The sequence below is a fragment of the Fictibacillus sp. EA-CB0309 genome (assembly GCF_055814265.1).
In genome coordinates this window covers 1675427-1689667 of sequence record NZ_CP169271.1, presented here as the reverse complement: position 1 = coordinate 1689667, position 14241 = coordinate 1675427, and the positions used below count along the sequence as shown (strand labels likewise).

Annotated in this window: 10 protein-coding genes, 6 tRNA genes and 3 pseudogenes; 3 read left to right on the top strand and 16 right to left on the bottom strand. The window is 37.7% G+C overall.

Annotated features, from left to right (window positions below; all coding sequences use genetic code 11):
- Nucleotides 1-50: 50 nt before the first annotated feature.
- Both ACEWFH_RS09320 and ACEWFH_RS09315 read right to left on the bottom strand, forming a co-directional pair.
- On the bottom strand, nt 51-2162 hold the full coding sequence (locus ACEWFH_RS09320) for a 1,4-alpha-glucan branching protein domain-containing protein (protein WP_473726949.1): 2112 nt from the start codon (nt 2160-2162) through the stop codon (nt 51-53).
- Between the two features lie 11 nt (nt 2163-2173).
- Nucleotides 2174-2601 (bottom strand): annotated as a pseudogene (locus ACEWFH_RS09315) (DUF4912 domain-containing protein).
- A 589-nt stretch (nt 2602-3190) separates the two neighbouring features.
- Between ACEWFH_RS09315 and ACEWFH_RS09310 the strand changes: the two are divergent.
- On the top strand, nt 3191-3382 hold the full coding sequence (locus tag ACEWFH_RS09310) for a hypothetical protein (protein ID WP_188401863.1): 192 nt from the start codon (nt 3191-3193) through the stop codon (nt 3380-3382).
- 19 nt (nt 3383-3401) lie between these two features.
- On the top strand, nt 3402-3869 hold the full coding sequence (locus tag ACEWFH_RS09305; protein ID WP_473726948.1) for a hypothetical protein: 468 nt from the start codon (nt 3402-3404) through the stop codon (nt 3867-3869).
- A 91-nt stretch (nt 3870-3960) separates the two neighbouring features.
- On the opposite strand, the gene phoU is transcribed toward ACEWFH_RS09305, so the two are convergent.
- The 7 genes and pseudogenes from phoU to ACEWFH_RS09270 form a co-directional block, all read right to left on the bottom strand.
- Nucleotides 3961-4620, bottom strand: a complete 660-nt coding sequence (phoU, locus tag ACEWFH_RS09300) for a phosphate signaling complex protein PhoU (protein WP_473726947.1) — start codon at nt 4618-4620, stop codon at nt 3961-3963.
- Nucleotides 4621-4644: 24 nt separating this feature from the next.
- Nucleotides 4645-5442, bottom strand: a complete 798-nt coding sequence (gene pstB, locus ACEWFH_RS09295; protein ID WP_473727260.1) for a phosphate ABC transporter ATP-binding protein PstB — start codon at nt 5440-5442, stop codon at nt 4645-4647.
- Between the two features lie 35 nt (nt 5443-5477).
- The gene (pstA, locus tag ACEWFH_RS09290) at nt 5478-6356 is read right to left on the bottom strand and encodes a phosphate ABC transporter permease PstA (RefSeq protein WP_473726946.1); all 879 of its coding nucleotides are present in this window, start codon (nt 6354-6356) and stop codon (nt 5478-5480) included.
- A complete protein-coding gene (gene pstC, locus ACEWFH_RS09285; RefSeq protein WP_473726945.1) occupies nt 6356-7312 on the bottom strand; it encodes a phosphate ABC transporter permease subunit PstC in 957 nt (318 codons plus the stop codon). Before pstC ends, pstA begins: the two co-directional genes overlap by 1 nt.
- Before the next feature lie 106 nt (nt 7313-7418).
- Nucleotides 7419-8378, bottom strand: coding sequence for a PstS family phosphate ABC transporter substrate-binding protein (locus ACEWFH_RS09280; RefSeq protein WP_473726944.1), 960 nt, complete (start codon nt 8376-8378; stop codon nt 7419-7421).
- Nucleotides 8379-8753: 375 nt separating this feature from the next.
- Nucleotides 8754-10807 (bottom strand): annotated as a pseudogene (locus ACEWFH_RS09275) (penicillin-binding transpeptidase domain-containing protein).
- Between the two features lie 122 nt (nt 10808-10929).
- Nucleotides 10930-12188: pseudogene (locus ACEWFH_RS09270) on the bottom strand (MFS transporter).
- 118 nt (nt 12189-12306) lie between these two features.
- Between ACEWFH_RS09270 and ACEWFH_RS09265 the strand changes: the two are divergent.
- Nucleotides 12307-12582, top strand: coding sequence for a hypothetical protein (locus ACEWFH_RS09265; protein ID WP_473726943.1), 276 nt, complete (start codon nt 12307-12309; stop codon nt 12580-12582).
- Here the strand turns inward: ACEWFH_RS09265 and ACEWFH_RS09260 are convergent, their stop codons facing one another.
- From ACEWFH_RS09260 to ACEWFH_RS09230, 7 genes are all read right to left on the bottom strand, one after another.
- The gene (locus tag ACEWFH_RS09260; protein WP_473726942.1) at nt 12583-13194 is read right to left on the bottom strand and encodes a superoxide dismutase; all 612 of its coding nucleotides are present in this window, start codon (nt 13192-13194) and stop codon (nt 12583-12585) included. It abuts the gene before it with no gap.
- Between the two features lie 211 nt (nt 13195-13405).
- Nucleotides 13406-13481 (bottom strand) — tRNA-Phe (locus ACEWFH_RS09255).
- A 172-nt stretch (nt 13482-13653) separates the two neighbouring features.
- A tRNA-Ser gene (locus tag ACEWFH_RS09250) sits at nt 13654-13746 on the bottom strand.
- A gap of 9 nt (nt 13747-13755) precedes the next feature.
- Nucleotides 13756-13832, bottom strand: a tRNA-Ile gene (locus ACEWFH_RS09245).
- 25 nt (nt 13833-13857) lie between these two features.
- Nucleotides 13858-13933: transfer RNA gene (locus ACEWFH_RS09240), tRNA-His, on the bottom strand.
- 22 nt (nt 13934-13955) lie between these two features.
- Nucleotides 13956-14032: transfer RNA gene (locus ACEWFH_RS09235), tRNA-Met, on the bottom strand.
- 4 nt (nt 14033-14036) lie between these two features.
- Nucleotides 14037-14111: transfer RNA gene (locus tag ACEWFH_RS09230), tRNA-Asn, on the bottom strand.
- Nucleotides 14112-14241: the final 130 nt, after the last annotated feature.

Here is a 14241-nt window from a genome sequence, read left to right as displayed (position 1 = left end):
GCCATTTGGAAGAATCGTAATCTTCTCTTCTGGAATGCTAAAAACATCGATTAATTCTTTTTCATGTATTTACTGCACACAATAAGACTGTCCGAACCATCCATGAGTTCCCATTCTTTTTGGTTGATTTCATATTGAAGCGGAGATGTAATTCCATTATTCCTTCCATGCTCAGTTGCATGAATCGTAGTTATTAGCGGAACATTAAGTTCCTTCTTTATGGCGAGAGCAGCAACAGAAACCAGCCAATCATGAGCGTGTATACAATCAAAATCAAACTTTTTAGCAAGAGAAATCGCTTGTTCAGCCATCGCCATATTCAAACTTCCTGTCCAATGGAAGAACGATTCAAAATTCGGCTGTTTACCTGCAACCCTATAAACATGAACACCATTATTGACTTCATGTTCTGGATATCCCTCAACCGCAGATGTCACAACATAAACTTCAGATCCTTGATCTACCAACTTTCTTGATAGATCAAATACGTGTCTTGCTAATCCACCTACTACCATCGGAGGAAACTCCCAAGATAGCATCAAAATTTTCTTTCCGTTACCTTCTTTCTTGTTGTAGTGAGCTTCCACGTATTCATCATGCGAATTTTTAAAGAATTGCCAGAGATCTGTCATAAGAAAAGGGAATTCATTTTCGTAGGCTGAAATTTCTTCCGGGTTATAGTTCTGGTTATAGATGGAATCATTCAGTTCATTGAACCTTTCAATGTGTTGCTGAAAACGGTTCTTTGCATACTGTGAGGCACTATTACCTTCAACGATAAAAGCCCAGTCAGAACTAGCAGCAAGCATCCACTCTCTTACCATCTGATTAGCGTATCGTTCAACGACGATGTTTACTTTGCCATTTGAAAGATAAGCGGCAAGCTCAACTAGCTTTCTTTCACAGTGATGCAGGTGTCTATACATCCAGGCGTTGGTTTCGTTTAACCATACTTCACCTGTTTGATTTTTTCCCCATGTTGAGAAACATGGTCTAACGGTTTCAAGGTCTTGATAGTGTCGGTTTAAAAATTCTTGAGGTGTAATCCACGTGATGTCTTTGTCAGTTGAAACATTCATTGCTTGAAGTAAAAATTCAGGTCCTTCAAACCACCAGTGTCCAAATAGTTCTGCATCAAATGGTGCAGTTATGAGCTGAGGAGGATAAGATTGTTTGTTGTTATGTAGATATTCTGTAATTCGGTTACTAAAATCGGATGCATGTTGTTGCAGTTTATTTAAAGCCCAATCTCTTTGGTACCAATCTTTATTTTCTGTTTTTCCAGTAATACGCCAATACTTTAATCCAGTATCAATCCTTATACCATCAGGATGTATAAAGCTCTTAATGTACTCATAGTCACGCTCATAGGCTACATCACGATAGAACTCACGATAATCATAATCTCCAGGATAACCAATGGATGAGTTCCAAATCGTCTCAGAAATACATTGATTTCTTGAGAACAATGCCACTCCATGCGGAGAATAAACGGGCGCCCCAATTCCTTTAGACGGAGCGGGCTTGCTTCTTAGCAAAGTTTCCTCATCTACAAAGGTATAGAGAATTCCAGCTTCTGCTAACACTTTGTCTACTCCAGGGGAATATGCGCATTCTGGGAGCCAAAACCCTTTAGGCTTCTCACCGAAATACTTTTCAAATGTTTGAACTCCAGCAAGGATTTGAGCTTTTAATGCTTGTTCTGTTTGAACATATGGAAGGAAGGCGTGGGTAGCCGAAGAAGTAATGCAATTGACCTTCCCTTGCTCCATAAAACGTTTAAAAGCGTTTGTAACTTTACAATCATGTTTTTGGTAAGTTTCCATGATTCTTTTATAACGTTCTTCGTAAAATTGAATGATTTCTTTTTCTTCCGTAATAGCAGATTGTTTTTTCTCTTTTTGAACAAGTTTTATTGTAAGATCTAAATGTTCTAAATATCGTTTCTGAATCACTGGATCGTTTAATAGTTCAAGAAGTGGTGGTGAAAACGATAAGGTCCAAGACAAGAATTCAGGCTGTTCTTCGAGTACCCACAATAACGGGATGTAAGTCTCAGTAAGTGCCTCAAATACCCATCTTTCCTCTAATCGATTTGCTTCTTTATGCCTCACATAAGGAAGGTGAGCGTGCAAGACCAATGAAAAATACCCGTTAGACATGTTTTACTCTCCTATCTGATTTTTTGATAGTACGAATAGGTTGAAAAGTTCTCCAGCCATTCAGGCTCGTTAACATCCTGATGTTTCCATCGCTCTATCTTTTCATCTTGCAAACTGTTATAAAGATCCGGACTTGTTTCAGCTGGATTTGATCGCAGCAGTGTGAAAAAGCTTCCATCAAAAGTGCGCGTTCCAATATCCACAATAAATGTCCTTCCAGATTCTAAAGGTTGAATAAACCAATTATTTGTCATTGGAGGGATCTCTACTTCAAAAGTTCGGTGTGCGTTATGTCCAAAAAATCTATGTCGGTTACATCATAGATCTTTAACACAGAAGGAAGTTCTTCCCATTTTGTGCGGAAATGATGTTCTGCCATCTGCTTTATGGAATCTGTAAAACTCCAATATGCATACAAACTATCAGGTGTTCTTGGCATTAAACACACATTATCTTCTTCGTATTCATATGGCATCGACCACTTTTCCTTCTGTTCAACAGCTTGAGGAGAAAGTTCGTGATTCAATGGTGTTTGCTGCTGGCGGTATTTATTCCAGCGGTATTGAACCTTTCCTAAAGACATGTTCATTCTTTGTGCGATCTCTTGTAACGTAAGGCCTTTTTCCTTTAACTTCACAATATCTTCGATCAAGTTCATCACCTCATCCTAATCAATTATTCTAGTAAACTAAAGATTATACCTAGTATTTTTAATAATCGTATCACTGGATATTTTTATATACAATGTGTCAAAAAAGTCGAAAAATGGCGCTTCCATACCCCACTTGAGATTTCCGTATATGTAAAGTTTTTGTAACCGGTTGCTCCGTCAGATTATTCTGTCAAATTGACAAAGTAGGACAAAAAACGCTATTGATTTTGCATGGCGACTTCCAACCTCTATCACGGGTTGCGTGAAAATAGTCGAATCGTAGCAATTTATGTAAACATTTGCGAAAAACCCTATACCACGGGTCAATACTATGTTATAAAAGTAAAGTGTATAGCTTTATTTTAGGGAGGATATTATGGAGTTTGCTATTTTTGGATTGTTACTTGTAGGTGTTATTCTTTTGATTCTTTCCTTTAGAAAAAATCGAGAAAACTCAGTTGAAACCCAGCTAGAAAATTTCACGATTCAGCTAATGAAAGAAATCTATCAAATAAAAAAGAAATTAAAAGTTCTTGAAGACGAAATGATGATTAACGATAAGAACTAAATTTGTGAGGGAAATGGGTATGACAAGCAAAAACCTTCGCGGATTTTCAGCAGGTATTATTCTTTCAACTGGTATTTTAGCTGGTTTTTATTATACAGCTGATACAGATACAGATTCTGTTTTGACAGATGAAACCGTATCTCAATATCTTTCTGAAAAAGGCGAAATAGCAATTTCAAAAGAAGAATTTACTACATTAAAAGAAACACAAAATACTGTTGCTGTTCCAGCAACAAAGGAAGAACCTAAGACCGCTCCTGTAAAAGAGGAAGAAAAAGTTGCTGAAATGACTTTGACAATCACTCAAGGAATGACAACTGGTGAAGTTTGTGATCTTTTACAAAAAGGAAATATCATTAAAGACAGCAAAGAGTTCTTGAAATATTTACGTTCAAACAACTTAGAAGGTGCAGTAAGGGCTGAATCTCATCAAGTAAACAGCAAGATGAACTTTGATGAAATCGCCAAAGAAATTACAAGTTCATAATTGTACATAAAAAAAGAGCAAGCGCAATGTTTAATGCGCTTGCTTTTTTTATGCAGTCATATTACGAAAACAGCCTTAAGAAAAAGTCTATTTAATCATTCAGTCCGTATCTTTTTCCTTTAACCAAGAAGATAATGCTTTCTGCAATATTTGTAGCATGATCAGCCGTACGCTCAATGTATCTGCACACAAACAACAATTGGCTAATTTGTGAAAGGTGATCAGGGTTTTTGGTCATTAACTCTAGAAGCTCTTTAATAATTTTTCCATACGTTTCATCAACATAGTCATCCATTTCAGCTAGTTCTTTTGCAAGTGCAACGTCTTCTTCAACGTAAGCTTTTGTAGCTGCAGTCAGCATCTTAATAGCGTGATGAGCCATTTTAGGAAGTTCTTCAAGTGGTTTAATCAGTTCCTGCTTGCCGATTCGAATCGTTGATTTTGCAATATTTACTGCGAAATCAGCCATTCTTTCAATGTCAGATGAAATCTTAATAGCCGCGATAATTCTTCTTAAATCCGACGCTACAGGAGCTTGTTTTGCGATTAAAAGTATGGCCATATCATTGATCTCATCTTCTAAGACATTTATTCTGTTATCATTTTCTATTACTTCTAATGCTTTATCTAAATCTTGATTTTTTAGAGCTTCTACCGATACGAGCAAAGCTTCTTCTGTCAGCTTTGAAATCTGAATAATAGCGTTTTTCATTTCTTCTAATTGAAGCTGAAAATTTTCACGAACAACCATTTATCCCACTCCTATTCGCTTTTATTAGCCAAAACGTCCTGTAATATAATCTTCTGTTCGCTTATCAGATGGATTCGAGAACAACGTGCTTGTATCTGTGTACTCTACAACTTCTCCATTAAGGAAGAATGCTGTACGATCAGAAATACGAGCTGCTTGCTGCATGTTATGTGTGACGATAACAATGCTATAATCCTTTTTCAATTCTTGAACAAGCTCTTCAACTTTTAATGTCGAGATTGGATCAAGTGCAGATGTAGGTTCATCCATTAAAATTACGTCAGGTTCAATTGCAAGACAGCGTGCAATACATAGACGCTGCTGCTGCCCTCCGGATAAACCATAGGCATTCTCATTCAAACGGTCTTTCACTTCATCCCAAATGGCTGCGCCTCTTAAGCTTTTTTCGACAACTTCGTCTAGAACTTGTTTGTTTTTAATACCATGAATACGTGGTCCATATGCAACATTTTCATAAATCGATTTAGGGAATGGGTTTGGTTTTTGAAATACCATACCTACTTGTGTACGCAGTTCTTCTACACCGTATTTAGGATCAAAAATATTTTTATCTCTGTAGACAATTTCCCCGGACATACGAACGATCGGAACCATTTCAACCATTCTGTTCAACGTTTTAATAAACGTTGATTTACCGCACCCTGATGGCCCGATAATGGCAGTAACCTGTTTTTCAGGGATATCAAATTTAATATCTTTAAGTGCGTGATCTTGTCCATACCATAAGTTCAAGTTGTTTATATTAAAGACAGGTGTGAAATCCTGATCTTTTTCTCCCTTTTGTACCAATTGCTTATTAATTGTGATGTCCATGTTTTTTGTCCTCCTTCTCTCTGTTAGAAGCGCTTATGAAACTTATTTCGAATAAATACAGCGATTGAATTCATGATCAGCAAGATGATCAATAATACGATGATTCCACTCGCAGCAAGCATATGGAACTCTTCTTGCGGTCGGCTTGTCCAATTATAAAGTTGAATCGGAAGTACCGTAAACTGTGAAAACAATCCATCCGGAACAAATGCAACATACGCTAATGCACCCAATACTAATAATGGTGCTGTCTCACCAACCGCACGTGACAATGCTAAGATTGTACCCGTTAAAATACCCGGAAGCGCTGCAGGAAATACAATTCTTCTAATCGTTTGCCATTTTGTTGCACCCATTCCAAATGAAGCTTCTCGAATTTCTCTCGGAACCGTTCTAATTGCTTCTTGGGAAGCAACAACAATAACAGGAAGAATTAATAAACTCATTGTTAATCCTCCAGCCAAAACACTCGATCCGAGTCCAGCTAAACGGACAAAGATTGTAAGTCCCAGCAATCCAAATACTATGGATGGAACACCCGCTAAATTGGAAATATTGATCTGAACAAATTTTGTAAAAGCATTTTTCTTTGCATATTCTTCTAGGTAGATAGCCGTTCCAACACCAAGGATAAATGAGACAGGTGCCGTAACCGCCATGATCCAAATGGTACCTAGCAGGGCTGCCCAAATACCAGCACGTTCAGGCATTCTAGATGCGAAGTTTGTAATAAAGTCTAGACTTAGATAAGGTAACCCTTCAGATAGTATTCTATAGATTAAAACACCTAACACTAGCAGGGAAAAGCATGTTGCAAGTATAAACAGGAATTTAGCAAAACCGTTCGCTGCTATTCTGCTCCCCATTTTCTTTTTCATAGATTCTTTATTAATTAAACCCATTAATATTCCTCCCTAAACTTGCGGGAAATAAATTGAGCAAGCAAATTCATGATTAAAGTAAATACAAACAACGTCATACCTACAGCATAGATACTGTAATAGATGGTAGTACCATAACCTGTATCACCTTGGCTGACTTGTACGATATAAGCTGTCATGGTTTGAATAGATTCTGTTACATTAATATCAGCAGTTGGTCTAGATCCACCAGCAATCGTCACGATCATGGTTTCACCAATTGCTCTTGAAATACCTAGAACAAACGATGCAATTACTCCAGATAGTGCAGCGGGCAGTACCACTTTAATAGCAACTTCAAAACGCGTCGCTCCTAAAGCCATAGCACCTTCTCTCATAGAGTTTGGAACAGCATTCATCGCATCTTCAGATAATGATGCAATCATAGGGATTATCATAATCCCTACAACTATACCAGGGCTTAAAGCGTTAAAGATCGAAATTCCTCCAGGGATAATCTTATCTAATAAAGGTGTTACAAACGTTAGCGCAAAGAATCCATATACAATTGTAGGAATACCAGCTAATACTTCTAGAATTGGTTTAATAAACTTTCGAGTTTTCGCTGATGCATACTCACTTAAATATATAGCTACAGCAAGACCTACAGGAATAGCTACAACCATGGCAATGGCTGTGACCGTTAAAGTACCCATCACCAAAGCCAAAATTCCGTAGTCTGCATTTTCGTCAGATGTAAAAGGGAACCATCGTGTATTTGTGAAAAACTCAACAATTGAAACCCGATTAAAAAATGTGAATGTTTCTGTTAACAATGTAAATACAATACCTAAAGTTGTAAAAATTGAAATAATAGCACAAATCAAAAAGATTTTTGGAACTACCTTTTCCATTACCGCCGATTGACTTCTTGAAGATTTATTCTCCTGAATCATAGAGCGGATTGATTTTTGGTTTGATTTATCTCTTGACACCAACAAGACCTCCTATAATTCGACAATACTAAACAGGTTAAAGGTGAGGAGTTTGTTCCACTCCTCACCTGTATGTTATTTACCATACCCTTATTTCAATAAAGGACTATTATTTACCTGCAAGCTCATCAAGCTTTTTCATTTGCTCTTCATATTTTTCTTTCGGAAGAGATACATATCCGATTGAATCAGATGATGCAAGTTCACCTGCATTTTCTAGAGCAAACTTCATGTACTCATAAACTGCTTCGTTATCTTTTAAAGATTTGTTATTAACATAAGTGAACAACGGGCGAGAAAGTGGAGCATATTCGCCTGATTCAATTGTTTCAGCTGTTGGTTCAACTGGTCCGTTTCCGCCATCAATCGGAACTGCTTTTACTTTTTCTTTGTTGGCTTGGTAGTACGCATAACCGAAGAAGCCAATTGCATTCTTAGAACCTGTTACACCTTGTACTAATACGTTGTCATCTTCAGAAAGTTGTGCGTCACGGCGCATAGGTTTTTCCTCAAGGATTACTTCGTCAAAATAGTCATATGTTCCAGAGTCCGTTCCAGGCGCATAAACTTCAATTTTTTCTTTCGGCCATCCTTCACGAACATCAGCCCATGTTTTTGCAGCGTTTTCTTCAAGGAAAATCTTTTTTAACTCATCTAATGTAAGGTGATCAATGAAATCATTTTCTTTTGGAACAACTACAGACAAACCGTCTTTTGCTAATTCGAACTCAGTGAATTCAATACCTTTATCTGTAGCAGCAGTTTTTTCTTCATCTTTAATCGGACGAGAAGCGTTAGCAAGATCTAGTTCTCCACGAACAAACTTTTCAAATCCACCGCCAGTTCCAGATACTCCAACTGGTGCTTGAACATCAGGATTTCCAGCTTGGAACTCTTCAGAAACAGCTTCCATAATAGGGAATACTGTAGATGATCCGTCGATTTTGATTTTTCCGCTTAGATCTCCACCGCCAGCAGCTCCATCTTCACTCTTGTTTCCACATGCTGCAGCGAAAACTAGGATTAGTGACATTACTGCCAAAAGGTACACAGACTTCATTTTCTTCATCTTGATAGGTCCCCCTAAATATGATTTTCGTCTTTTCATGTTAGAGAAATTTTTCTCAGGTCATGATCCCTTTTTAAATGCTTGTTTCTTTCTTACATGTTCTACAATAAACCTTGAATGTGAATTACGTTTTAACGAATTGTAAAGATAATGTTAAGACTGGTTCATCGACGAATATGTTTTTATTCTTTACAAATAGTCTTTATCTATACAAAAGCTATTTTCGAAAACAGCGTTTCTCGTAAAAGTAGTTGATTTAAGCTCCAGGGTGCTCGCTTTCCACAGGGTGTAGAACATTCTATCTCTAAAACAGCGAACTTTTAGAAATGATCATTATGATAAGATTCACCATACAAAAAAGAACCACGCTAATAATTAGCGCGGTTCTTCTACTTTACTTTCATTTTCCATTTCTGGTTTAGCTGGGATACCTTCTTTCTTCATGGAGAAATATGCATCAAGGGCACCTTCAGCTATCTCACTGTTCGTGTTTCCTTCTTTTATGTTCGGAACTACCACAGCAAAAGCAACCTCTGGTTTATCATAAGGGGCATATCCAATAAGCGTCTTATTTACAACACCTGTTGCTTTATCAATTTCTGCTGTTCCTGTTTTACCTGCTGGATTATAATCTTTGTTTTTAAATTTCCATGAAGCTGTACCGTTGTTGCCGTTCATCACTTCATAAAACCCTTTTGCACTACTGCAATTTCACTTTGCTTCATTTCAATCCTATTTAAAATGTTAGGTTCAAATCGATAAAGAAGCTTTCCTAACTTATTTGGGTCAACGGATGGTTCTCTTACCTCTTTTAAAAGATGCGGCTGCATTCTAAGACCACCGTTTGCAATCGTAGAAACGTATTGTGCCATCTGCATCGGTGTATATGTGTCGAATTGACCGATGGAGAAGAACATCGCTTGCGATAATTCACTGCTCATCCCTGTGTTATAACCAGTTGCCTCAGAAGGCAAGTCTATTCCCGTTGGTACTCCAAGACCAAATTGACTGTATGAGTTTCTTAATATATTGAATGCTTCTTGAACTTTGTTCTCGTTAAAGCGCTTATTAGAATAATCATAGCCAGCTAAACGCATGGCAATATGCCACATATATACGTTTGAAGATCTTTCTAAAGCTTCAACAGCGTCGACAGGTCCCATATTTTCATGAGATTTTAAAGGACGGCTGTCACCAAAAGTCAATGGTGCATCATAAATAATTGTATTTGGCTCGATAACTCCTTCTTTAAGACCGGTTAAAACAGTAGCCCCTTTAACCGTTGATCCCATGGCATATGAGTCATAAACGTTGCCAAAAGGTATGTCTGTAAACTTCCCTGTTTTTCTGTCGTATTTCTTAGCCGCCATGGATAATATTTCTCCGGTATTCGGATTCATCATTACAACATAAGCGCTATTTAACTTTTTGTTATCGTATGCATACTTGCCTCGAATGGCGTCTTTTAGTTTTTCTTCAATGACTTTTTCAACTTTTTGCTGGAGATCCATGTCTACAGTCAAAATAAGGTCGCTGCCTCTTGCCCCATCTTCCTCTACAGGATCTCCAACTGGATTACCCTTTTTATCTGTAACATATTTTATTTTCGACTTCGTTCCACGTAAAATGGATTCGTATTGTTCTTCAAGAAAACTCGTTCCGACCATATCGTTACGGTCATTACCACGTGCAGTGTAATAATCCATTCTTGATTTTGGTATTTGTTTTACCTGACCAAAGATATCACGGAAAGAATCCTTGTAAGGATATGACCGTTCAGCATCAGGTTTTATATCAACACCTTCAAGTTCAGGTAAATGTTCACTGATCAAAGCGATTTCTTTTTCCGTAGCACCAATTTTAATTCGTTGCGGAGAAAGCGTGTAACCTCGATCCATTTCACTTTTAATCGCAAGAACTTCGAGCTCTTTATCTGTAAAAGACTCAATATCTGCTTGTGTTACTTTTTGAAGCATAAGGTCATAAAGTTCTTCTGGAGGAGTATCCTTTTTCTCTTCTTTAGAAATTCTCGATTCTACTTCCTTCTCATTCAGAAAAATAAAATAGTCTTTTTTATCTCGTTCGGTTAGCTCTTTAAAATCTTTTTCAATAAGGTCGGCTAATTTTATTGCTAACTGATATCTTTCTTCTGCATCTGCTTCTTGTGTCCTCGTATATGTAATAGAGAAAACTGGCTCGTTATCCACTACTACCCGGTAATTCGCATCAAACATTTTGCCTCGTGGAGCATCCAATTTCGTTGTTACATTTTCTGTTAAGTAGGCATCGCGCTTATATTCTTCACCTTTTACGATCTGCACATAACCAAGTCGCAGAACCAGAACGGAAAAGAGAAAGAATACCGATAAAAAGAGGGCATTGATTCGAATAGGTACATGATTTTTCTTTTTATTGTCTTTTGTTTTCATAATATTGTAAATCTCCCTTTAAAACAGCACAGACACCTTTATAAAAAGGTGTCTAAAACGAACCGGTAATTATATCTACATAATAATAGTATCCTTACCAAGGCAATTATGTCAAAAGATAATTATTGTTTGTTAGGATTGTTCCCGTCTTGCTGCGTTTCTGCAAGCTCAATTGTTTTTTCAGGTCTACTTTCAGAAAAAGAAACTTTTCTTAAGCAAAAATATATTAAAAAGTGGCCTGCACCTAAGATGGGCAGCAATAAAGGGATACCTTTTTCTTCTGTTAAAAGACTGACAACGATGATAAACGTTATGATTGAAATGATTCTTCCTGCATTCAGATACATTTCACGAACAACGATATACTCAATTCTTTTTTCATGAATACCCCGGCATTTCCCGATGATATCATACGTTAATGAAACATATGGAACCAACAACAGAGGATAAGCAATTGATACAGATACCCCATATACAATGAGAAGAGTGAATGAAACGGGTAAAAGCAGAATAAACGGTGAAATAAAGAGCAACAATCCTCCAACAAATATAGCTCTCAATCTGTTCTTAGGACTTAAATAATGTGACACACAATAATAGCCAACAAAAGATACTAAGGATTGAACAAATCCGTATGTACCGAGAGCAAACTCACTTTTAGAGGTCGTATACACCCAAATAACAATTAAAAAAATAAATGTCCCTTCACGAAACCCTTGAAAAAAGTGTGCCCTTAGCAGCTGCAGCCAAGCTTTGTCTTTTTTTCGTTCCTTCATGACCTTCGTGATCCCGAAAGAACCGTGAGCTTTTCTTCTTTTTAAAAAGAAACTAATTGCTACAGCAATTAAAAACAAGACCATTGAAATGCTGAAGATTGTTTCGTATCCTAAATGTTTGTCCATCCTAGTAATGATATACCCAGCGCTAAGTGGACCAATCATACCCGAAAAGGAATTTAATACGCCAAGATATCCGTTAAAAAAATCTCGAGTCTCCGGTTCGGTAACTTCCAATGTCAGTACGTTAAAAGCAAGCCAATAAAATCCTAAGCCTAATCCTAACATCGCCCCAAGTACAATGATATAGTTACTTGCCACAGACCCCATGAAAAGGACACCAATATAAAATAAAGCAAGGATTAATACACCAATTCTGAGTACGATAACGCGATCAATCTTTTTGGCAAACCATCCCGCTAAATAAAACGCGATCGGCTGCATGACAACAATAGAAAGATTGTAAAAAGCGATATCGGTGATTTCCCCAGATTGTTTCCATAAAAAATGTTAACAAACGTGTTTGAAAGAGCTGTACTTAAGGTAAATAAACCACCTACAAATAACAATAAGAACAAATCTCTAGGGTATTGGTCGGTATCCATGAATTTTTTAATCTCATGTTTTCGCCCCCTTACATATCGTCGTTAGTGTCTTTCAATAAGATAGGGGCTATTCACTTTTTCATTAATTGGTTTTTATTGTATAAAGGAGTATGATGATATGTTTGAGTATTGGATTTTTGATCAAGTAGATATAGAACTGCTCCATGACTCCGAAGTAATGGTTGATTTTGAAAAATTGGAGGACAGTGCGAAGCTGAACAAAGATTTTATTTGGTCTTTTCAATCTAAAAATGTATTTGTTATTCAATCGTTTGTTCCATTCGGTGACGGTAATCTATCTCTTGATGAACTTTTAGTAAGGTTAGCAGATAACTATGAAATTCATGATAAAGGCATAATAAAAAGCCACTGGCAAGCCAGCAGCTTTCATTAATTATTTTGCTTCGTTATAACGCTTTTCAACTTCATCCCAGTTTACAACGTTCCAAAAAGCAGCAATGTAATCTGGACGTTTATTTTGATAATTTAAATAGTAAGCATGCTCCCAAACATCTAGTCCAAGAATTGGCGTTTTACCTTCCATAACCGGTGTATCTTGGTTTGGCGTGCTTGTTACTTCAAGCTCTCCGTTGTTTACAACTAACCAAGCCCAGCCAGACCCAAATCTTGTTTTACCAGCATTCGCAAACTCTTCTTTAAAAGCATCAAGGCTTCCAAATTTGCTGTTGATTTTGTCAGCAAGCTCTCCAGATGGTGCGTTAGCTCCGCCTGGTGCGATCACTTCCCAGAAAAGACTGTGATTAGCGTGCCCACCACCATTGTTTCTAACAGCATTTTGGATACTTTGCGGTAGAGCATCAAGGTTGGAAAGAAGATCTTCCAAGCTCTTGTTTTCAAATTCAGCTTGTCCTTCAAGTGCTGCATTTAAATTATCAACATATGTTTTGTGATGGCGACCGTGGTGGATCTCCATTGTTTCTTTGTCGATATGCGGTTCAAGTGCGTTTGTTTCATAAGGTAATGCAGGCAGTTCAAATTTAGCCATGTTCATTTCCTCCTTATAATATGTAGAGTTTTATATGTTCATTTTCAAGGGTAGCTTGAAAAGTGAAACCATTTAATCAACTTACTTGTTTAGAAAGTATTCAACATGTTTACCTTATCAAATTTATAACGAACTTTCAATTCTTAAACACTGTACCCTTTATAGTCATAAAAAAACCTTACGGCACGCCGTAAGGTTAATATGTATAATATGGTGGCTCGAGACGGAATCGAACCGCCGACACGAGGATTTTCAGTCCTCTGCTCTACCGACTGAGCTATCGAGCCAAAAATTTTTCAAAATTTTATGGTCTTATTTAATAACTGTGTCTCTTCCTCTAAACGTTCCCTTCTAGGGTGTATCCGTCGAGACAACTCGCAGCATACTCGTGCTGTAACGCTCGTAGCTATCGAGCCAAAAATTTTTCAAAACCAAAAATCTTTTCATCATAATATGTAATGGAGGAGGTAGAGGGATTCGAACCCCCGCGGGTCGTTAAACCCCTGTCGGTTTTCAAGACCGATCCCTTCAGCCGGACTTGGGTATACCTCCTCGATTATGTGGTGGACCCTGTAGGACTCGAACCTACGACCAATCGGTTATGAGCCGACCGCTCTGACCAACTGAGCTAAGGGTCCAAAGATAAAGCTTATGTAAATGTTATGGGGCGGACGAGGGGAATCGAACCCCCGAATGTCGGAACCACAATCCGATGCGTTAACCACTTCGCCACGACCGCCATCGTGATTAGTAAAATATTTTGGTAGCGGCGGAGGGAGTCGAACCCACGACCTCACGGGTATGAACCGTACGCTCTAGCCAGCTGAGCTACACCGCCAAAATGGCTCCACAGGTAGGACTCGAACCTACGACCGATCGGTTAACAGCCGATAGCTCTACCACTGAGCTACTGTGGAATAACGTCTTAACTTTGTTAAGGACAAGAACTACTATATCACGTTGCCGCAATTAATGTCAATAACATTTTTAAAATGAATTTGCGCGAACACATGTACTTTTTAGAACAAAAATAATATAACACGCCCG